General features: G+C 62.1%; 20 protein-coding genes and 1 pseudogene. 9 read left to right on the top strand and 12 right to left on the bottom strand.

The annotated features are described in order from the left end of the window. Positions 1–28 precede the first annotated feature (28 nt). The 3 genes from NKI70_RS00905 to NKI70_RS00895 are packed head-to-tail and all read right to left on the bottom strand — an operon-like array spanning position 29 to position 2,384. A complete protein-coding gene (locus NKI70_RS00905) occupies positions 29–574 on the bottom strand; it encodes a flavin reductase family protein (protein WP_352697960.1) in 546 nt (181 codons plus the stop codon). Continuing rightward, a complete protein-coding gene (locus NKI70_RS00900) occupies positions 574–1,668 on the bottom strand; it encodes an LLM class flavin-dependent oxidoreductase (protein WP_023676103.1) in 1,095 nt (364 codons plus the stop codon). Before NKI70_RS00900 ends, NKI70_RS00905 begins: the two co-directional genes overlap by 1 nt. After that, positions 1,668–2,384: a GntR family transcriptional regulator gene (locus NKI70_RS00895; protein ID WP_352569263.1), complete on the bottom strand. Its 717-nt coding sequence runs from the start codon at positions 2,382–2,384 to the stop codon at positions 1,668–1,670. The genes NKI70_RS00900 and NKI70_RS00895 overlap by 1 nt, the downstream gene beginning before the upstream one ends. Before the next feature lie 447 nt (positions 2,385–2,831). Between NKI70_RS00895 and NKI70_RS00890 the strand changes: the two genes are divergently transcribed. After that, complete coding sequence (locus NKI70_RS00890) at positions 2,832–3,107, top strand: hypothetical protein (RefSeq protein ID WP_352634508.1); 276 nt, start codon at positions 2,832–2,834, stop codon at positions 3,105–3,107. Positions 3,108–3,150: 43 nt separating this feature from the next. Here NKI70_RS00890 and NKI70_RS00885 read toward each other — a convergent pair whose 3' ends face one another. The 5 genes from NKI70_RS00885 to NKI70_RS00865 form a co-directional block, all read right to left on the bottom strand. Next, positions 3,151–3,369, bottom strand: coding sequence for a hypothetical protein (locus tag NKI70_RS00885; protein ID WP_352575479.1), 219 nt, complete (start codon positions 3,367–3,369; stop codon positions 3,151–3,153). Positions 3,370–3,372: 3 nt separating this feature from the next. Continuing rightward, positions 3,373–3,552 carry a hypothetical protein gene (locus NKI70_RS00880; protein WP_292657139.1) on the bottom strand — a complete coding sequence of 60 codons (180 nt, stop codon included), beginning with the start codon at positions 3,550–3,552 and terminating at the stop codon, positions 3,373–3,375. 127 nt (positions 3,553–3,679) lie between these two features. Then, a complete protein-coding gene (locus NKI70_RS00875; protein WP_023676108.1) occupies positions 3,680–3,838 on the bottom strand; it encodes a hypothetical protein in 159 nt (52 codons plus the stop codon). A gap of 149 nt (positions 3,839–3,987) precedes the next feature. Further along, positions 3,988–4,425 (bottom strand): GFA family protein, encoded by a 438-nt coding sequence (locus NKI70_RS00870; RefSeq protein ID WP_352575475.1) that lies wholly within the window; start codon positions 4,423–4,425, stop codon positions 3,988–3,990. A 34-nt stretch (positions 4,426–4,459) separates the two neighbouring features. After that, complete coding sequence (locus NKI70_RS00865; RefSeq protein WP_023676110.1) at positions 4,460–4,678, bottom strand: hypothetical protein; 219 nt, start codon at positions 4,676–4,678, stop codon at positions 4,460–4,462. Between the two features lie 145 nt (positions 4,679–4,823). Here NKI70_RS00865 and NKI70_RS00860 point away from each other — a divergent pair, with 145 nt between their 5' ends. Continuing rightward, positions 4,824–7,124, top strand: a complete 2,301-nt coding sequence (locus NKI70_RS00860) for an FdhF/YdeP family oxidoreductase (protein ID WP_352697964.1) — start codon at positions 4,824–4,826, stop codon at positions 7,122–7,124. Between the two features lie 67 nt (positions 7,125–7,191). Here the strand turns inward: NKI70_RS00860 and NKI70_RS00855 are convergent, their stop codons facing one another. Continuing rightward, a complete protein-coding gene (locus tag NKI70_RS00855; RefSeq protein WP_245274673.1) occupies positions 7,192–7,533 on the bottom strand; it encodes a response regulator in 342 nt (113 codons plus the stop codon). A 14-nt stretch (positions 7,534–7,547) separates the two neighbouring features. Continuing rightward, positions 7,548–9,329 (bottom strand): chemotaxis protein CheB, encoded by a 1,782-nt coding sequence (locus NKI70_RS00850; RefSeq protein WP_352723998.1) that lies wholly within the window; start codon positions 9,327–9,329, stop codon positions 7,548–7,550. 450 nt (positions 9,330–9,779) lie between these two features. Here NKI70_RS00850 and NKI70_RS00845 point away from each other — a divergent pair, with 450 nt between their 5' ends. Then, complete coding sequence (locus NKI70_RS00845) at positions 9,780–10,376, top strand: response regulator (protein ID WP_036238319.1); 597 nt, start codon at positions 9,780–9,782, stop codon at positions 10,374–10,376. 36 nt (positions 10,377–10,412) lie between these two features. Here NKI70_RS00845 and NKI70_RS00840 read toward each other — a convergent pair. Further along, positions 10,413–10,896: pseudogene (locus tag NKI70_RS00840) on the bottom strand (transposase); the annotation flags it as partial. Between the two features lie 179 nt (positions 10,897–11,075). Here NKI70_RS00840 and nadE point away from each other — a divergent pair. Further along, a complete protein-coding gene (gene nadE, locus NKI70_RS00835) occupies positions 11,076–11,909 on the top strand; it encodes an NAD(+) synthase (RefSeq protein ID WP_352697968.1) in 834 nt (277 codons plus the stop codon). A 384-nt stretch (positions 11,910–12,293) separates the two neighbouring features. Further along, positions 12,294–12,476 carry a hypothetical protein gene (locus NKI70_RS00830; protein ID WP_352697970.1) on the top strand — a complete coding sequence of 61 codons (183 nt, stop codon included), beginning with the start codon at positions 12,294–12,296 and terminating at the stop codon, positions 12,474–12,476. Between the two features lie 6 nt (positions 12,477–12,482). Here the strand turns inward: NKI70_RS00830 and NKI70_RS00825 are convergent, their stop codons facing one another. Then, entirely contained in the window at positions 12,483–12,755 is a 273-nt protein-coding gene (locus tag NKI70_RS00825) for a hypothetical protein (protein ID WP_023676123.1), read from the bottom strand. A 254-nt stretch (positions 12,756–13,009) separates the two neighbouring features. Here NKI70_RS00825 and NKI70_RS00820 point away from each other — a divergent pair, with 254 nt between their 5' ends. The 4 genes from NKI70_RS00820 to NKI70_RS00805 are packed head-to-tail and all read left to right on the top strand — an operon-like array spanning position 13,010 to position 17,569. Next, positions 13,010–14,116: an NAD-dependent epimerase/dehydratase family protein gene (locus NKI70_RS00820; RefSeq protein ID WP_352697972.1), complete on the top strand. Its 1,107-nt coding sequence runs from the start codon at positions 13,010–13,012 to the stop codon at positions 14,114–14,116. Next, positions 14,113–15,192: an NAD-dependent epimerase/dehydratase family protein gene (locus tag NKI70_RS00815; protein WP_352697974.1), complete on the top strand. Its 1,080-nt coding sequence runs from the start codon at positions 14,113–14,115 to the stop codon at positions 15,190–15,192. The genes NKI70_RS00820 and NKI70_RS00815 overlap by 4 nt, the downstream gene beginning before the upstream one ends. Further along, positions 15,189–16,481: a TIGR04295 family B12-binding domain-containing radical SAM protein gene (locus tag NKI70_RS00810; protein WP_352697976.1), complete on the top strand. Its 1,293-nt coding sequence runs from the start codon at positions 15,189–15,191 to the stop codon at positions 16,479–16,481. The genes NKI70_RS00815 and NKI70_RS00810 overlap by 4 nt, the downstream gene beginning before the upstream one ends. After that, positions 16,466–17,569 carry a glycosyltransferase family 4 protein gene (locus NKI70_RS00805; protein WP_352697978.1) on the top strand — a complete coding sequence of 368 codons (1,104 nt, stop codon included), beginning with the start codon at positions 16,466–16,468 and terminating at the stop codon, positions 17,567–17,569. Before NKI70_RS00810 ends, NKI70_RS00805 begins: the two co-directional genes overlap by 16 nt.

The raw sequence follows: 17,569 nt of genomic DNA, 5'->3' as shown, positions 1-17,569 counted from the left end.
AATCGCCGCGCCGCCACGTGAACGGCGGTTAGTTGGCATCATCTCCTACTGTCAGGAACCGCCCATGCGCGTAGAAGACCGGCGATCGATGAGCGCGGTCCAGCGCAACGCCCGAGACGATGCCGATGACGATCATGTGCGATGCCCGCACGATGATTTCGGCCACCCGGCATTCGAATATTGCCCGTGCCCCGACAAGCAGAGGCGCGCCGGTTTCGCCACGCACCCATGATCCGGACGAGAACCGCGCGGCGCCCTTGGCTTTGGTCATGCCGCCAAAGGCACGGACAGCGTTCTCCTGGTCGCCGGCGGGAAGATTGACCGAAAACGGCAATCCTTCGCGGATGGCCGAGGCAAAGGTGCTGCCGCGGTTGACGCAGGCCAGCAGCGACGGCGGCTCGGCGCTGAACGAACAGAGGGCCGTCGCCGTGATGCCGCAAAAGCCGATCTCGTCATGCTCCGACGCGAGGATGGCGACGGAGCCCGCCACGGCCCGCATCGCCTGCTTGAAGGCGCGCGGATTGATGGCGTCGTGCCCATCCACCCACGGGGTCGGAATGGCGGCCGCCGGCATCAATTGACTCGAAGCCCGGCCTGGCGCATCAGCGGCAGCACGCGGTCGCAGAAGAAGGGCAATTCGTAGGTGTAGTTGACGAATGTAAGGGCGGCGCCGGAATAGCCCTGGTCCATGATCTCAGTGAGATCGTCGACGATCTTTTCCGGCGTGCCGATGAGCGGGAACGTTCCGGCACCGCCGGCGAACCTTTGCCGATATTCGGTGAAAGCCTTCGCGTCGTGCGAGTTCGCGAATTCCTTCTTCTTGCGCATGTGCTCGTCGACCGCACCCTCGTCCGCGCATTCCAGCGCGTAATGCCGGTAGTAGTCCTCGGCTTCCTGCTGGGTCTCCCGGCAGACGACGTGACAGACCGTATAGACGCCGACTTCGCGTCCGACTTCGGCCGCTCGGTTGGTGATGTCGACCACATGCGCACGGCCGTCGGCGATTTCGGAAAAAGTCGAAAACAAATAGTCGCAGTGGCGCGCTGCATAGTTGCGCCCTGGCGCGCCGAAGGCGGCGTTCATGGTCACCGGTCGTGGCGCCTGCAGACTTGGCGGGCGGCTGACGACCCCCTTCAGATCATAGAACTCGCCGCCGAAATCGAACGGCTCCCTCGATTGATAGGCACGCACGATGATGTTGATCCATTCCTCGGCTTGATCGTAGGTTCGATCGCCGACCGTCTGCCCGAACATGGCGAACTCGTCGGGGTTCCAGCCGCAGACAATGTTCAAGCCGGCCCGCCCATTGGAGATGTGGTCGACCGTCGCCAGCGCTTTTGCAGCCTGCAGCGGATGAACCAGCGGCACATGCACCGTCATGAACAGGCCGATGTTTTCCGTGGCGACAGCAAGGCCCGCCGCCCAGGTGAAAGTCTCGAACGACCATTCCCGCACATGCGTCAAACCGCCGAAGCCGCGCCAGCGGGCGATCGGCAGCAGAAACTCGAGGCCGGCGCGATCGGCGATGCAGGCGGAGTTGAGGTTGTCTTCCCAGCGGGCATGCCAGCGCTCGAGAACGGTGGTCATTGCCAGGCCGCCATCGGCGTTCATGGAAAAGACGCCGAGCTTGAACCTGTTCGGCCCTTTCAGCGGGTGCTGCTTCCTGATCATGCTTTCCCCTGCCGCGACATGCCCTCACCTTCACCGTTGGAGTCTTGAAACGGTGGGCTAAGCTTCATGAAACGCTCCTCGGCGTTCTGAATGAAGTGGGTCATGCGGTCGTAAGCGGCGACGGCGTCGCGCTTGACGAATGCCTCATAGATTGCGCGCATGCCGGCAACGATAACGGCCTGCGTCGGCTGGTGCGACAGCGTCCTTAAGCGGACGACGAGCACGTGGTCGGCGAACCTTGCAATCGTTTGGGAAAGGCGCTCGTTCTCGACGGCGCCGAGCCAACAATTCCTGAATGCCGAATTGGCCTGGAAAAAGCGGTCGGCATCGCCGGCGGCGGCCGCAGCCTCGGCCTCCCGAAGCGCGGCTGCCAGGGTCTTGAGGCCAGCGGCGTCAAGTGTCCGTGCGGCGTGCGCGGCGGCCCGTGGCTCAAGCAGGCGGCGGACCTCGAAGATGTCGGCGACATCCGTCGCGGTAAGCGTGGGCAGGGTGAAGCCGCGTGTGGTGCCGACGAGATAGCCCTCATGCACCAACTGCATCAAGGCGTCGCGGACAGGCATTCTGGAAATGCCGAGCTGGGCGGCAATATCGACGTCGACGAGCTTCTGGCCAGGCGCCAATTCGCCATGCTGTATCGTCAGCCGGATTTGTTGATAGACCTGGGCACGCAGATTGCCATCGCCAACCCGTTTGAGCTCTATCGTTTCCGTCATCCACGCCTTCCCATGCGAAGATTTCGTATATCGTTTGAGGCTGTGTTCTCGCAGTCGTGCCGTTTGAAATGCAGCCACGTGTCGGCAGAAATCGACCTATCAGCCATGTTCCCGGCTCAAGTGGAGCATAGGCTGGATCACCTGGCAAGATGTTTTAAGTTTATAATGTATACTGTTTGAGTTCGCTGTCCGGAGGGCAATGGATCGCGCCATCCGTGCTGCCGCGCCGCGCGACGGCGGGGACAGCTAACGATCCGCGCGGTTCGGTAAAAAACGTACAGACGTTTTTCCGTGACACATCGAAGTTGACGGATTTAACTAAAATTACTTGCGATCTGCGCGCGCCGGCACGCCCACCCCGATCCCCTCGCCGGTACGCATTACTGGATCGCCCGCCGTATCGAAAGGTGCGGCGGGCTTTTCGTTTCGTTTGGCGGGGAGGCGCTTATGCGAGACTTGCCCAGGAATATCGACGCCGACGTCGTGATCGAAATCAGCAAGCTGCTCGACGACCGGGCGAAGTCCGTGCCGGTGCCGGTGCACAAGCTGGCGGCGATGATCCGGCTGGGCGTCGAGACCCGTCTGACCGATCACTCGATCGAGGAGCTGATCGTGGAAATGGCCGCGACGCGGGGGCTTCCGATGCTGTTCGACTTGCCGGTGGTCCCGGTAGTAAATGTCGACAACGTCGTGCCGTTTGCCTTGGCGCGCCGTCCCCGCTGACACTTCGCTCGAACCTCACCGATCGTCGCATCGCCGCCCGACTTCACTTGTCCTGATGCGCGGGCCGAGTGTCGCCTTTCTTTTCGGGGTCGTGGGTATGGTGGCTGTCGCGTTCGCCGCCGCCGCCGGAGACCTTGCTGTGGCTGCGACGGTCGGAGTCGGCCGGCGGCTTTTCGATGCTCAGCGGCTTCTTGGCGTTTTCGTGCGCGGCGCCGGGACCGCCCTGGCGGATGCTGGCAGGAGTCTTCTTCGACGTGGACATGACCTAGCGATCCTGGACGTTGCCTTGATGGGTGGTATTGACCTTCGTATTGCCTTGCTGGCCCTGCTTGTCGGGATCCGGAACGGCAGATTGCGGCGCCTGGTCGGCTGCTACCGATTTTTTGTCACCGGCGCCTTTTGGGCTCAGATTCTTCGGCGGCACAGGCGGAGGTTTTGTGCTCATGGCGTTTCTCCTTCCGCCACCCAAACAAGCGGCTCGGGAGAAAGGTTCCCGAGGGTCCGATACTAACGGTGATTGCCGCAACGAGCCGGGTCCACAGGCCGTGGCTTGGGGCCGGCGGGATCCAGGATTATTTCTTGATGATGTTTCCGTTGTTCAGATCGAAGGCCTGGGCACCGAACGCCTGCCTGAAGAAATCCTCCTGCAGATCGCCCCATTCGCCGAGATAGGCGCCGCAATTGCTGCAATGGATCGGCGTCGAATCCTTCGGGTTGTCGGGAATCTCCATCAGGATCGTCCCGCACGCCTTGCAATCGAGCTTGTCATCCAAACGGCGGCCCATTGGCATATGATCGCGCGTTTTCAGCCGTGCGCCAATTGTCGTTTTCATACCAAGTCGCGAAAGGCACGTTTCCCAACCACTGAAGGGATCGAAAGCTAGCGTTCCGCCGGATTTCCGAAGGCCGGATCGCGCCGCCTCGAATACGTCCCCACCCGCGGCAGCTCGTCTGGAAAGTCGACCCATGGAAGCCTCATGTCCCAATATGCGTGGGCCTGCGGCGGAAACCGTTCGGGATGATCGAGGAAGCCGATCGCCAAATAGAGTTCGTCGGGCAGGCCCTGGTCGACATAGCCGATCGATGTTCCGCAATCCGCACAGAAGGACCGAAGCACGCCTGGGGTTTTCGAAAAGGTCTTCGGCGTGCCGGTGAGCAAGGTGAATTCAGAGGGCCGATAACCGACCCACACCGTTAGCGGGCTTCCTATCGCCTTGCGGCAGTCGTCATCGTGATCGGAGCAAATCCAGAAAGGCTCGCCGCGCATCTCCGCCGTTATGGCGCCGCAAAAACAGGAACCCGTTTCAGTTCGTGGCATTGCCTTGCTGCTGAATTTCATTGCTGGCCCTACGTCATTGCTGGCCTGGCATTTCGGTATTTTCCTTGGGGTTCTTCTTGATGCCGGCGGCAGGCGAGGTATCGGCCGGAGCATTGCCACCCTGGTTCTGTTCAGGGGCTCTTTTGAGCGGCGAAGTCTGCCAGCCCATATCGCCGTACAAAAAGCCTATGAGAAGGCCGACGATGATGATGGCCGAAATCACCATCGCAATTAACGCATTACGTCGCTCCATTTCGCGCGGCTCCTTTCTTCGAGCCGAACAAACGATGGCGGAAATGGTTCCGGTTAGACGGACGGCGTGACGGTACGGACCCAGCCCGGAACATTCAGCCTCACCGCGGGTTCGTATGAGTGCTCTTCCACAGGGAGTGGCTTGCATGAGACCCGCCGTAACCGATCGCATCGAAACCAAGAAATACGACCACCCGACAGGCGGCTGGGGATCGCTGAGATCCTTGGTCCGCAAGGCGCGAGGCGAAGGCCTGCTGTTGTCAGGGATATGGAGCACGCTGCTCAAGCAGAACAAGGCCGACGGCTATATGTGCGTGTCTTGCTCATGGGCAAAGCCAGCCCAGCCGAGGCCTTTCGAATTCTGTGAAAACGGCGCCAAGGCGACGATGTGGGACCAGACCAAGCTGCGCTGCGAACCCGCTTTCTTCGCCGAGCATTCGGTGACGGAACTGCTCGATTGGCCGGACCACGATCTGGAGAAACAGGGCAGGCTAACAGAGCCCATGCGCTACAGTGCCGCCACCGACCGTTACGAGCCGGTCTCCTGGGACGATGCGTTCCGCGACATAGCTGCCGAATTGCGGCGGCTCGATCCCAAATCGGTAGTGTTCTACACGTCTGGCCGGGCCTCGCTCGAGGCCTCGTTCATGTACCAGCTTTTTGCGCGAATCTATGGGTCTTCGAACCTGCCCGATTCGTCCAACATGTGTCATGAATCGACCTCGGTCGGCTTGCCGGAATCGATCGGCTCGCCGGTCGGGACCGTGCAGCTCGAAGACTTTGCGAAATGCGACATGATGTTCTTCTTCGGGCACAACACCGGGGTGACGGCGCCGCGCCTGCTGCATCCGCTGCAAGAGGCACGTCAACGCAACGTGCCCGTCTTCACCTTCAATCCCTTGCCCGAGCGGGGACTGAAACGCTTCAAGAACCCGCAAAACCCTGTCGACATGCTGTCGCCCGGGCCTGGCACCAAAATGTCCAGCGACTTCTTCCAGGTTCGTTCCGGCGGCGACATTGCCGCGATAACGGGCATCGCCAAAGCGTTGCAGGCGCTCGACGATGCCGCCCGCGAAAGCGGCAGGACGCGTGTCCTCGACACGGCTTTCATCGCCGAGCACACGCATGGCTTCGCCGAGTTCGAAGCCTTCCTGCGCAAAACCCAGTGGAGCGATATCGTCGCGCGATCCGGCATTGCGCAGACCGACCTGGAACATGTCGCCGAGGTCTACAGCCATGCCAACGCGGTGATCGGCAATTACGGCATGGGCCTGACCCAGCATCGGCACGGCACCGAGAACGTCCAGATGCTGTGCAACCTTTTGATGCTGCGCGGCAATATCGGAAAAGCCGGCGCCGGCATTTCGCCGCTGCGCGGGCATTCCAATGTCCAGGGGCAGCGCACCGTCGGCATATCGGAAAAACCCGAGCTCGTCCCGCTCGACAAGTTCGCCGAATTCTATGCCTTTGAACCGCCGCGCGAGAAAGGTCGCGATACGGTCGAAACCTGCGAAGGCGTCATCGACGGATCGGTCAAGGGCTTCGTCGGACTGGGCGGCAATTTCGTGCGGGCCGTTCCGGAAACCGGCCTGGTCGAAAAGGCCTGGCGTGGGCTCGACCTGCATGTCGAGATCGCGACCAAACTCAACCGCAGCCACCTGATCGCCGGGCGGACAACCTATTTGCTGCCTTGCCTGTCACGGCTGGAAAGAGATCATCAGGCAAGCGGCGACCAAAGGGTGTCGGTAGAGGATTCCACCGCCTGTATCCACGGCTCGTTCGGATCGCGACCTCCGGCTTCGCCGCATCTGCTTTCCGAGCCCAGGATCGTTGCCGAGCTTGCCAAGGCGACAGTGCCGGGCAGAAGTTCGATCCCATGGGACGAGTGGGTTGGGGATTATTCCCGCATCCGCGACGAAATCGAGCGCTGCTACCCCCAACATTTCCGCGACTTCAACGAGCGTTTCCTGACGCCCGGCGGCTTCCATCGCGACATCAAGGCGAGCAAGCGGGTGTGGGAGACGCCGAACAAGAAGGCCAACTTCAAGCTGCCAAGTGGCCTTGAAACCGATCCCGACATCGATGTCGCCGGCCGTGATGTGCTGACACTGATCACGGTGCGCTCCAACGACCAGTTCAACACGACCGTCTACGGCTACAACGACCGGCTGCGCGGCATCAGCGGCACACGCATGGTGCTGTTGATGAACGAGAAGGATATCCAGCGCCTCGGTTTGAGCGCCGGACAGGAAGTCGATCTCGAAGCCAATGCGCAGGACGGTGTGGAGCGCCGCGTGCACGGGCTGCGCGTTACACCTTACTCGGTGCCGGAGGGAAATTGCGCCGGTTACTACCCCGAGCTCAACCCGCTGGTTCCTTTGTGGCACAGAGCCGAGAAGGCTCATGTTCCGGCGGTCAAATCGGTACCGGTGCGGATATTGCCATAGGCGTTCGTCGTTCGCGGCAGGCACGCACCACGCCGATGTGACCTGGCGCGACTTTCAAATCGCGACCTCAGCCGGCTCGCGCGAGTTCATCCACGGCATTCAGGATCGCACTCTGGCTCGCCGGCTTCTGCACGATCCTGCAAGCGCGGAACCCGGCCGGAATTTCGCGTTCGCCAAAGCCTGAGAGGAAGGCGAACGGAACACCACGCGTCCGCAACGCTTCCGCAATCGGATAGCTGGTTTCGTCGTTCAACTGGATATCCAGTAACGCCGCGTCGACGCCGCCTTCGCCAACGAGCCGGAGTGCCGCCGTCACCGACGAAACAGGTCCAACCACCTGATGGCCGGCTTTGCGCAGGTAAGCCGCCGCATCGTCGGCGATCAGCCATTCATCCTCGACGATCAGCACACGCACCTTTCCGGTCACGACGAGCCCTCGCGGGTCAGAGGAAATGCGATTTCCGCCTCCAAACCATTTGAGCGGAAACTTGTTTCAACTTTTCCGCCCAGCCTATAGCCGATTTCTCCGCGTAGAAGGGTAAGGCCGAAGCCGCTGTCGGTTGGCTCCTTGATGCGGGGGCCGCCCTTCTCGCGCCAGACGAGCTTGAAGGTTCCGTCGGCCACCGACCATTTGACAACTATCCGCCCGGCAGGCCTCGACAGTGCGCCATACTTGGCGGCATTCGTCGCCAGTTCGTGGATGGCCATGCCGAAGGAAAGCCCTTGTGCCGGCTTGAGATTTACCCTCTTGCCATCGAGCTCAAACCGTTCGGGGCCGAAGGGATCGAGTTCCTGACGCAGCAGTTCCTCGACGGAGGCTTCCGTCCAGCTCTCGCGCGAGAGCAGACTATAGGCTCGTGACATGGCATGCAGGCGCCCGATCAAGGCTTCGGCGAACTCCTCTTTCGATGCCGAGTTTTCACGGGTCCGGTTGGTGATGCTGGCCACGACCGCCAGCATGTTCTTGACGCGATGGTTCAGCTCGGAGATGAGCACCTGCTGACGCTCTTCCGCCTGCGCCAGCGTCGTCACGTCGATCAGGGTCACGACGACGCCCTGGATGCTGCCGCTCTTGTCCCGGTACGGGTTGATGCGAACCAGGTAGAACCGGCCCTTGTCGTCGCGCGCAAGGTGATGGTTCAGGATCTCTCCCGTCTCGAGCACTGCCTCGATGTGAGGCCTCAGCTCGGGATAGTCGAGCTGGCTTGAAAGGTCGGTCAGCGGCCGTCCGACATCGGATGGGCGCAGATTGAAGAAGGCCGATGCAGCGGGGGTAAAGGTCCGCACCACAAGGTTGCGGTCGAGGAATATGGTTGCGATCTCTGTGCTTTCGAACAGGTTTCTGAGATCGCTGTTGGCGCGGTCGAGCTCCTCAATCTTGCTGGTCAGCTCTGCGTTGATGGTGCTGAGCTCTTCGTTGAGCGACTGCTTCTCCTCCTTCGAGGCCTCAAGCTCCTCATTAGTCGACTGCGCCTCTTCATTGGCGGAGAACGTCTTCGTCTTATAGCTGGAAAAGTCGTGACCGGAATGGCCGCGCAGAGTGGGGTCGATTTCATCGGCGGCCCGACCCATGTCAGCCTTGTGCTCGCCACCCCCCTCGGCCAGCCCGTTCAGCACATTGAAGCCGCGGCCAAACGCCTGAAGCTTTGCGCCGATCTCCTCGGCGGGCGCTGCGATATCGATCAGGCCGCTCGAAATCGCGCTTTGCGGCATGTCCGGGTTGCGCGCGCCGGAACCGTTGGAGGCTTGGGCAATCGTCAGTCCGCCATGTTCCTTGATCGCCCGGGCGCCCAGCGTGCCGTCCGAATCGCCCCCCGACAGGATGATGCCTATGGCGTACTCCCCTTGGTCCTCGGCCAGTGCACGGAAGAAGATGTCGATCGGTTTGCGCTCGCGGTTAAGCGTGTTCGGCCGGCGCAGCGAAAGCGCGCCCTTACGGATGGTGAGGACGACGTTTTGCGGCATCACATAGACTTGGTCGGGTTGGACCGCCATGCCCTCCTCGGCGACGATGACCGGCATGCCGGTGTAACGTGCGATAACGTCATGCAGCAGGCTTTCGCGCTCTGGGCTCAGATTAGTGACGACGACGAACGCCATGCCGGTGCCGCCGGTCAGTCCTTTGAACAGGCCCTCCATCGCGGGAATGCCGCCGGCCGATGCGCCGACGCCGACAATGGGAAATCTTCCGTTCTGGAACACCATGCCACGCCTCGGTAACAGCCGCGGCTGCGAAACCGCCAAATCGGACCTCAGACTAATGCATGTCGCGCAAAAGTGTGCAGCGGTTTTGCGATAACGAGATGAATAAAAACAACAGCCTAAAGCGCGTCGCATGAGGCCGGCAAAACGCGACGTGCTTTAGGACCGGACCGAGCCTCAGGCCAGTAAATAGTCCTCGAACGGAACAAAGCACCGCCGGTGGGCATTAACATCCGGTTTTCGAGGCGGTTCCAATGGCAAAACGACCACCTGAGATAAAGCCGGCAAAACAAATCTCGTTACGTTCGCCGGATCTGGCCAAGGTCCCGGTATCCGAAGAAATCCCGCCTCGTCTGCTCGCGCGCGCGGAACGGTTGCAAGAGGCTTTGTCCCGTCATTTTGTACAAGTCCGCGCCGACAGCCGTGACTCCCGCAGAAAGAAGGAACAAAGAGGTGCGCGACCTGCAAGGCTTGCATATCCTGATCGTCGAGGACGAATGGATGCTGGCGGGCGATCTTGCACGTTATTTCAGCAAGATGGGCGCCGTCGTGCTTGGCCCCGTGGCGACGGTCGAACAGGCGTCGAAGCATACCGATGAGGCGGAAGCCGCAATCCTGGACGTCAATCTCAACGGAAGACGGGTATTCCCGATCGCGGACGAACTGATGCGCCGCGGCGTGCCGTTCGTGTTTTTCAGCGGCGACGAAGACATCGTTATTCCTGAGCGCCTTCGGTATGCCAGCAGCCTCAGAAAATCCTCGGACGGCCAGGCTGTTTTCGATGCTCTCTTCCCCTCCGAGCCCAAAGCATCAAGCGGAAATCTGGCGACCGAGCCGTCAGACGACGTATTTTCCCTGCTGCCTAAGCTCAGGCTCGCAGCGCGTCTGCTGCTGGGAGACGTTGACGCTTCCGACCGGCTGGTCGAGCGGACGCTCGAGCAGGCGATCGGCGAGATCGACAGGAGACGATCCGGTTCCTCCACCGAGGACTGGCTTAACGGCATCATGCGAAACATCGTCAAGGCACGCGGAGCAAACCTGCTGCACTGACCATGCCCGCCGGCAACTAGTATCTCTGCACATGGATTATGACTCTTTGGCGGTTGGCTTTGGATAGGCCTTGGCCAATTTGAGGCGCGCCTGTTCGGTTGAGAACATCCAGTTGCGGCGGGCGCTAGTTTTGTTTCGCAGGTGCTCCCAGGCAGCGGTCTCTGTGACGAGGCGATCGTAGCTGTCGATGCGACGATCGAGGCACTGGCCGCGCAGAACGCCGATTTCGATCTCGACCATGTTGAGCCAGCTGGCGTGCTTGGGCGTGTAGTGGAACTCCAGCCGTCGCAGGATGCGTCGCACCTCTGATGGCGGCAGGGCCTGATAGGGCGCGGCGGGCGTGTGGGTTGATAGATTGTCGAGCACCACCCTGACGCGTTCGGCCTGGGGTAATGAATATCGACGAGGTCGCGCATGCAGTGGGCAAAGTCTTGTGCTGCGCGCCGTTCGGCGACCTTGACCTCACGCCAGGAACGATGCGCGTCGAGGAGACGAACAGGTTTGCGGTGCCGTTGCGCTTCTTCGGCGTCACCGCACCTTCAGTCCATCAGATGGTGCTCGCCCTTGAGCGCGCTGGATTGATCCGCAGGCAACCGGGCCTCGCGCGCTGCATTGAATTGCTTGTCGAACCCGATATCTTACCCAGGCTACAACCCATCGAACCCGTCATTGCTGTGATATCAGGAGCACCCACTGCCAATGACCGAACAGGAAATGATTATCAACGCGTTGGGTGTCGCTCCCAGTGTTGACGTCGCGCTGGAAGCACGCCGGCGTATCGACTTTCTCGGCACGTATCTGCGTGCATCGGGCCTCAGCACCTATGTGCTGGGGATCAGCGGCGGGGTGGATTCACTCGCCGCGGCCCTTCTGGCTCAACGAGCCGTCGAAGAACTGCGATCGGCTGGATACGACGCCAAATTCCTGGCCGTTCGGCTCCCGTATGGCAACCAGGCCGACGAGAGCGACGCCCAGCGGGCTTTGGACACCATAGGGGCGGACGAAGTGCATCGGGTCGACATCAAGCCGGCTGCCGACGCAATGCTAGATTCGATCAAGCGGGCTGGTGTCGAGTTCGGCGACGCAGGCCGCGAGGATTTCTTGCTTGGCAACATCAAGGCGCGTCAGCGCATGATTGCCCAGTTCGCGCTCGCCGGCGCCAGCCGAGGACTGGTCATCGGCACCGACCATGCGGCCGAGGCACTGATGGGCTTCTTCACCAAGTTCGGCGACGGCGCCGCCGATATCCTTCCTCTTTCGGGGCTAAACAAACGCAGGGTGCGAGCCTTGGCCGCGCATCTGGGCGCTCCGCCCGAACTCGTCGACAAGATCCCGACCGCCGACCTGGAGAACCTTGTCCCGCTTCGTCCTGACGAAGATGCCCACGGCGTCACGTATGAACAGATCGACGATTTCCTCGAAGGCAAGGAAATCGACGAGGCCGCGCGGACGCGGATTCTTCATGTGCATTCCAGCACGGCACATAAGCGCGCGCTTCCGGTGACAGCGATTGCGCTAACACTCTCGCCATGACGGCATTGGCAATAATTCCATGATACCGTTTCGTGGTCAGCACCTCGTGGAGATTGCTTCCGCATGTTGGCAACCGCATCGATGAGCACTGTGACGGCATGAACAGCCGGACCCTCGATAACATTCCGCACTCGGGTTTGCTACCTTCGAGCGCCTGAGCAGGTTGGCCGATCCGACGTAGGCGGCGACGCCATCTGCAAGCACGATCCTCACGTGAAAGGGTTCTTGCGTGAGGTCGCCGCCGCCATAGTCGATGATGCGCGTCGTCGCCTTTTCCAGGCGAAGTCTAGCCTCGGCGCACCCCGAGAGTTGGGAGGCATCCCTTATGACGAGGACGCGCTCGATCGCTTCCGTCGTCTCGAATAGTTCTGCGGCCAACGCGCCATGCAGCGCTTCTTCAGCGTCACCGCGCCTTCCGGCCATCAGATGGTGCTCACCCTCGAGCGGGCCGGATTGATCCGCAGGCAACCGGGCCTCGCGCACAGCATTGAACTGCTCGTCAAACCCGATATCCTACCCAGGCTACAACCCATCGAACCCGTCGAACCCTCTGCGCAGGGGTACTAGACGATGTTAGCCTTTCCGGCTGCGCTCGACGAACTTGTTGAAGCGGCTAGTCTTTCCGCCGCTGGTCTCATCCTGGTAGAGGAACGCCAGTTCGTTCTCATCGAAGATCCTGAAGAACTCGTCCCATTCAACGGGCTCGAACGTCTCTTCAGGCTCGCCGAAGTCGATGCGCAGTATGCCGCCCTCGCCCTTGGTGCGCACCACCGCCGGCCGCCCGTCGCGATCCTCGGCCCAACGGCGGATTTCGTCGTGATCGGTGGTCGTCTTCGATTCAGACATCGCAATCTCCCTTCGATTCCACCGCAGACCGCGAGACCCCGCGTTGCCGGTCTGCCTCCACACAACCAGCAGATGCATCGCTGCCCGGCATGTGCGCGGTTGGTCGAACATGGCTCCTAACACCAAGCAGCCTTCGATGTTCCCACGCCTGGTTGAACCTACCCCGGCGAGCCTCCTGAACTTTGTTGAAGCAAGGGAACAAACCTTTCGCCCGGAAGTTTGGGGCGGCAAAGCCATTCGTATGAGGAGTTGTCGTGAAACGTATACTGGTCACGGGAGGCTGCGGTTTTATCGGCCGCCACGTCGCCCAGGAACTCGTTGAACATGGCTATGGGGTTTCAATTCTCGATGCGCTGCTGGACCAGGTGCATGGCGGCGAGGCAATCAGCCTGCCGGCAGGCGCCAAGCTGATCAAAGGCGACGTTCGTGATCGCGACGCCATCGCAGAGGCGGTCGACGATGTCGACGCGATCATTCACCTGGCGGCTGAAGTGGGTGTCGGCCAGTCCATGTACGAGATCGCCCGCTATGTCGGCGCCAACGACCTCGGCACCGCCACGTTGCTGGAAGCACTGATCAAACGCCCGATCGAACGGATCGTCGTTGCTTCGTCGATGAGCGTCTATGGCGAGGGTCTCTATGCCACGCCGGACGGCCGGCGCATCGACAATGCAAGACGGCAGCCGGACGACATCCGCAGCGGCCAATGGAATCCCCTGTCGCCGGAAGGAGAAGTCCTGTTGCCCCTGCCGACCGACGAGCAGAAACCCGTCGACCTCGCCTCGATCTACGCGTTGACGAAATACGCCCAGGAACGAGCCGTGCTGATCTTCGGCGAAGCCTATGGCGTCGATGCGGTGGCGCTGCGCCTGTTCAATGTCTTCGGTGCCGGACAGGCACTCTCCAACCCGTATACTGGCGTGTTGGCGAACTTCGCCTCGCGCATCGCCAATGGCCAGCGGCCGCTGATTTTCGAAGACGGCGAACAGCAGCGCGACTTCGTTCATGTACGCGATGTCGCCCTCGCCTTCCGGCTGGCGCTGGAACAGCCCGAGGCGCGCGGCCACGTCATCAACATCGGCAGCGGGCGGGCCTACGCGGTCAGCGAGGTCGCCCGGCTGCTCGCCGAAGCCATGGGCGTGCCTGGGCGCCAGCCCGAAATCCTCGGCAAGGCACGCTCCGGCGATATCCGCAACTGCTTTGCCGATATCTCCAAGGCGCGCGAACTGCTCGGCTTCCAGCCGCAGCACCGGCTGGAGCATTCGCTCGGCGATTTCGCCGCCTGGGTGCGCAACACGGTCGCCATCGATCGCAGTGCAGAGATGAAGCGGGAACTCGAAGCGCGAGGGCTGGTATCATGAGACCGGATTCACGCAATTTTCGCGAAGCGCCCGTCGCCATTATCGGCGGCAGCGGCTTCATCGGCTCGAACCTCGCCGATAGCCTGTTGTCGGACGGCGAGCCGGTGCTGGTCATCGACAATCTGAGCCGTCCCGGCGTCGAGCAGAACCTGGAATGGCTGACGCAAAAGCACGGCAACCGCCTCGCTGTCGAGATCGCCGATGTCCGTGACGCCGAGGCGCTCACGCCGTTGGTGGCAGGCTCGAGGGCGGTTTTCCACTTTGCCGCGCAGACCGCCGTCACCACGAGCCTGGTTCGGCCGGACGAGGATTTCGACATCAACCTGCGCGGGACGTTCAACGTCCTGGAAGCCGCTCGCCGCAGCGGCAAGCGCATCCCCGTCGTTTTCGCCAGCACCAACAAGGTCTATGGCCGCCTCGCCGACCTCGCCATGCGCGAAGAAGACGGCAGATACGCGCCTCGCGACGCGGGCATCCGTGCGCATGGCGTCGACGAGACGCGCGGCCTTGATTTCTGCACGCCCTATGGCTGCTCCAAGGGCGCGGCGGACCAGTATGTCCTCGACTACGCCAAGTCATACGATCTGCCGACGGCGGTGCTGCGCATGAGCTGCATCTATGGACCGCGCCAGTTCGGGACGGAGGATCAGGGCTGGGTCGCCCATTTCCTGCTTAACGCGTTCTCCGACCGGCCGATCACCATCTACGGCGATGGCAAGCAGGTGCGCGACATCCTCCACGTTGCCGACGCGGTCGCGGCTTACCGCGCCGTGCTCGACCGCATCGAGGCGATCAAGGGCCAAGCATTCAATCTCGGCGGCGGACCGGACAACGCCGTCAGCCTGCGCATGCTGCTGAAGGAGATTCGCGACATAACGAAACGGGACGTTCCGATTCGTTACGACCGCGAACGCACCGGCGACCAACCGTTCTTCGTCGCCGACACACGCGCGATCGAGGCGGCACTGGGATGGAAAGCGCACGTCCCGTGGCAAAACGGCATCCGCGACCTCGCCGACTGGCTGCAGCGTCATCGCCTCGACGCGCATCCCGAACCGGCGAGGTACGTGGCATGAGGGTCGCTCTGGTCAATCCGTCCTGGACGTACCAGGACAGCATCTATTTCGGCTGCCGCCAGCCGCATCTGCCGCTCGAACTCGGCTATTCGAAAGCGCTGCTCGAAGCAGCTGGCCACGAGGTGCTGATGCTGGACGGGCAGATCCAGAAGCTCGACAACGCCGCGCTCGCCGATCGCGTCGCCGCATTCGAGCCTGACATGACCGTCGTCAGCACCGCGCCGACCTACCTGTTCTGGCGCTGCGCACCGCCCGAGTTGCGCGTGCCGGCCGATTTCCTCAATCATCTTGCCGGGCGCGGCGGTCGCACCGTCGCCGTCGGGCCGCATGGCTCGGCGACGCCGACGCCGACTTTGCGCAAGCTTGGCGTCGACATTGTCGTGCGCGGCGAATGCGAGGAAGTGGTCGCGGAACTTGCCCGGCGCGACGACTGGACCGCGGTGCCGTCCACGGCCCATTTCGAGGATGGAGAACTGGTCTCGAACGGCGGCGTCCATGCGAGCTCGTTCATCGATCACCCGCCGCTCGAATGGCCGTCGGACTGGATTGCCGCGCATTCGCACCACCATCACCGCTTCGACGACAACCAGGTCGGTTTCGGTGCGGAGGTCGAGGCGTCGCGCGGCTGCCCGTACAATTGCAGCTTCTGCGCCAAGATCGATTTCCGCGATGCCTATCGCCGCCGGAACCACGAAGCAGTTATCGCCGAGATCGACCGGCTGATCGCACAGGGCGTCGGCTACATCTACTTCATCGACGAGATCTTCCTGCCGCAAAAGGCTTTGCTGGAGGCGCTGGTCGATCGCGATGTGAAGTTCGGCGTGCAGACCCGTATCGACCTCTGGAAACCGGAACTGCTGAGACTGCTCGGCGCCTCCGGCTGCGTCTCCATAGAGGCGGGGCTCGAAAGCCTGACTGTGGAAGGCCGCGCCATGCTGGCAAAACGCTGCCGTTTGGGCACCGAGGAGCTGGCCGCGTTGCTGGTCGACGCAAGGCGCCACGTGCCGTTCGTGCAGGCCAATCTGATCGGCGTGGTTGAGGACGATCCCGCGCTCGTCGATTATTGGCGGAAGCACCTGATCGACAACGGCGTTTGGGCCAACGAACCGGTGCCGCTCTATCCTTATCCGAGTTCGCCGAGCTACCGCGAACTTTGGGGCGAGCCGGACGATCTCGCCTGGGAGCGCGCGCATGAACATTATCTCGCATCCTTCCGAACGTTCAGCGACATCCAGGAGAAGCGGCCGCGTCCGCTGGCCGAATTGGAGGCCACATGTTGCGGACACTGAGCCCGCGGCCGCGGCGTATCCTGATGACTGTCGATGCCGTTGGGGGCGTCTGGCGTTATGCGCTCGATCTGGCCAGGCAACTGGTCGCCGGCGGCGACAGCGTCGTGCTTGCCGGGCTTGGTCCGGAACCGTCCAGGCAGCAGGCGGAGGAGGCCCAGTCATTCGCGGCGCTGACATGGCTCAACACGCCGCCCGACTGGATGACCCGCAACGAGCACGACCTCGACACATTGCAGCAGGAGCTGCACCCGCTCATACGTGACTACGCCGTCGAAATCGTCCATCTCAACGCGCCGACGCAGGCCGCGGGGCTCGATGTGCCCTGCCCGGTGGTAGCGGTCTCGCATTCCTGCGTGGTGACATGGTTCCACGCCGTCAAGGGACAGGCGGCGGACGGCGAATGGGCTTGGCAGAAGGACCGCAACCGGCGCGGTCTCGACAAAGCAGGCATTGTCGTTGCGCCGAGCCGCAGCCATGCCGACATGCTCGAAACCTGCTACGGGCCGATCGCGCGCCTGTGCGTCGTCGGCAACGGCGCACGGCCCGGCGCGAAGAGCGAAAGGCGGGAATCGGTCGTTTTCGCCGCCGCGCGCTGGTGGGACGAAGGAAAGAATGCGGCGGTGCTGGACCAGGCCGCCTCCCTGACGCAATGGCCGGTCTTCGTCGCCGGCTCGCAGCAAGGGCCGGACGGCCAGCATGTTGGCTTCAGTGGCGCCGTTCCCCTCGGGCCGGTGCCACATGAGGAAGTGCGCTCGCTGATGGCTCGGGCCGGTATCTTCGTATCGCCGTCGCTCTACGAACCGTTCGGCCTGGCCACGCTGGAAGCCGCAATGTCGGCAACGCCCTTGGTGCTCGCCGATATCGCGACCTACCAGGAACTGTGGGACGGCGCGGCCCTGTTCTACGACGTGCGCGATCCGAGTGATCTCGCCAGCTGCATCAATGGCCTTTGCAATGACGCGCAGCGCCGGCGAGAGCTCGGTGAGGCGGCGGCGCGCCGAAGCCGCAGATTTTCACTGGCAAGGCAGGCGACCGCCATGCGCGGCGTCTACGACAAGGCGGCCCTGGCCACCATGGCGGATAATTGA

The sequence above is a fragment of the Mesorhizobium sp. M0500 genome, from assembly GCF_040321165.1.
Taxonomy (GTDB): domain Bacteria; phylum Pseudomonadota; class Alphaproteobacteria; order Rhizobiales; family Rhizobiaceae; genus Mesorhizobium.
This window is presented reverse-complemented; position numbering and strand designations above follow the sequence as displayed.

What these genes read in the sequence shown, in the direction of transcription:
- NKI70_RS00830 (WP_352697970.1), top strand. Translation starts at nt 12,294, where the DNA reads ATGCAGCGCTTCTTCAGCGTCACCGCGCCTTCCGGCCATCAGATGGTG.
- NKI70_RS00870 (WP_352575475.1), bottom strand. Translation starts at nt 4,425, where the DNA reads ATGCCACGAACTGAAACGGGTTCCTGTTTTTGCGGCGCCATAACGGCG.
- NKI70_RS00815 (WP_352697974.1), top strand. Translation starts at nt 14,113, where the DNA reads ATGAGACCGGATTCACGCAATTTTCGCGAAGCGCCCGTCGCCATTATC.
- NKI70_RS00825 (WP_023676123.1), bottom strand. Translation starts at nt 12,755, where the DNA reads ATGTCTGAATCGAAGACGACCACCGATCACGACGAAATCCGCCGTTGG.
- NKI70_RS00885 (WP_352575479.1), bottom strand. Translation starts at nt 3,369, where the DNA reads ATGTCCACGTCGAAGAAGACTCCTGCCAGCATCCGCCAGGGCGGTCCC.
- NKI70_RS00875 (WP_023676108.1), bottom strand. Translation starts at nt 3,838, where the DNA reads ATGGAGATTCCCGACAACCCGAAGGATTCGACGCCGATCCATTGCAGC.
- NKI70_RS00890 (WP_352634508.1), top strand. Translation starts at nt 2,832, where the DNA reads ATGCGAGACTTGCCCAGGAATATCGACGCCGACGTCGTGATCGAAATC.
- nadE (WP_352697968.1), top strand. Translation starts at nt 11,076, where the DNA reads ATGACCGAACAGGAAATGATTATCAACGCGTTGGGTGTCGCTCCCAGT.
- NKI70_RS00880 (WP_292657139.1), bottom strand. Translation starts at nt 3,552, where the DNA reads ATGAGCACAAAACCTCCGCCTGTGCCGCCGAAGAATCTGAGCCCAAAA.
- NKI70_RS00895 (WP_352569263.1), bottom strand. Translation starts at nt 2,384, where the DNA reads ATGACGGAAACGATAGAGCTCAAACGGGTTGGCGATGGCAATCTGCGT.
- NKI70_RS00850 (WP_352723998.1), bottom strand. Translation starts at nt 9,329, where the DNA reads ATGGTGTTCCAGAACGGAAGATTTCCCATTGTCGGCGTCGGCGCATCG.
- NKI70_RS00805 (WP_352697978.1), top strand. Translation starts at nt 16,466, where the DNA reads ATGTTGCGGACACTGAGCCCGCGGCCGCGGCGTATCCTGATGACTGTC.
- NKI70_RS00810 (WP_352697976.1), top strand. Translation starts at nt 15,189, where the DNA reads ATGAGGGTCGCTCTGGTCAATCCGTCCTGGACGTACCAGGACAGCATC.
- NKI70_RS00860 (WP_352697964.1), top strand. Translation starts at nt 4,824, where the DNA reads ATGAGACCCGCCGTAACCGATCGCATCGAAACCAAGAAATACGACCAC.
- NKI70_RS00865 (WP_023676110.1), bottom strand. Translation starts at nt 4,678, where the DNA reads ATGGAGCGACGTAATGCGTTAATTGCGATGGTGATTTCGGCCATCATC.
- NKI70_RS00905 (WP_352697960.1), bottom strand. Translation starts at nt 574, where the DNA reads ATGCCGGCGGCCGCCATTCCGACCCCGTGGGTGGATGGGCACGACGCC.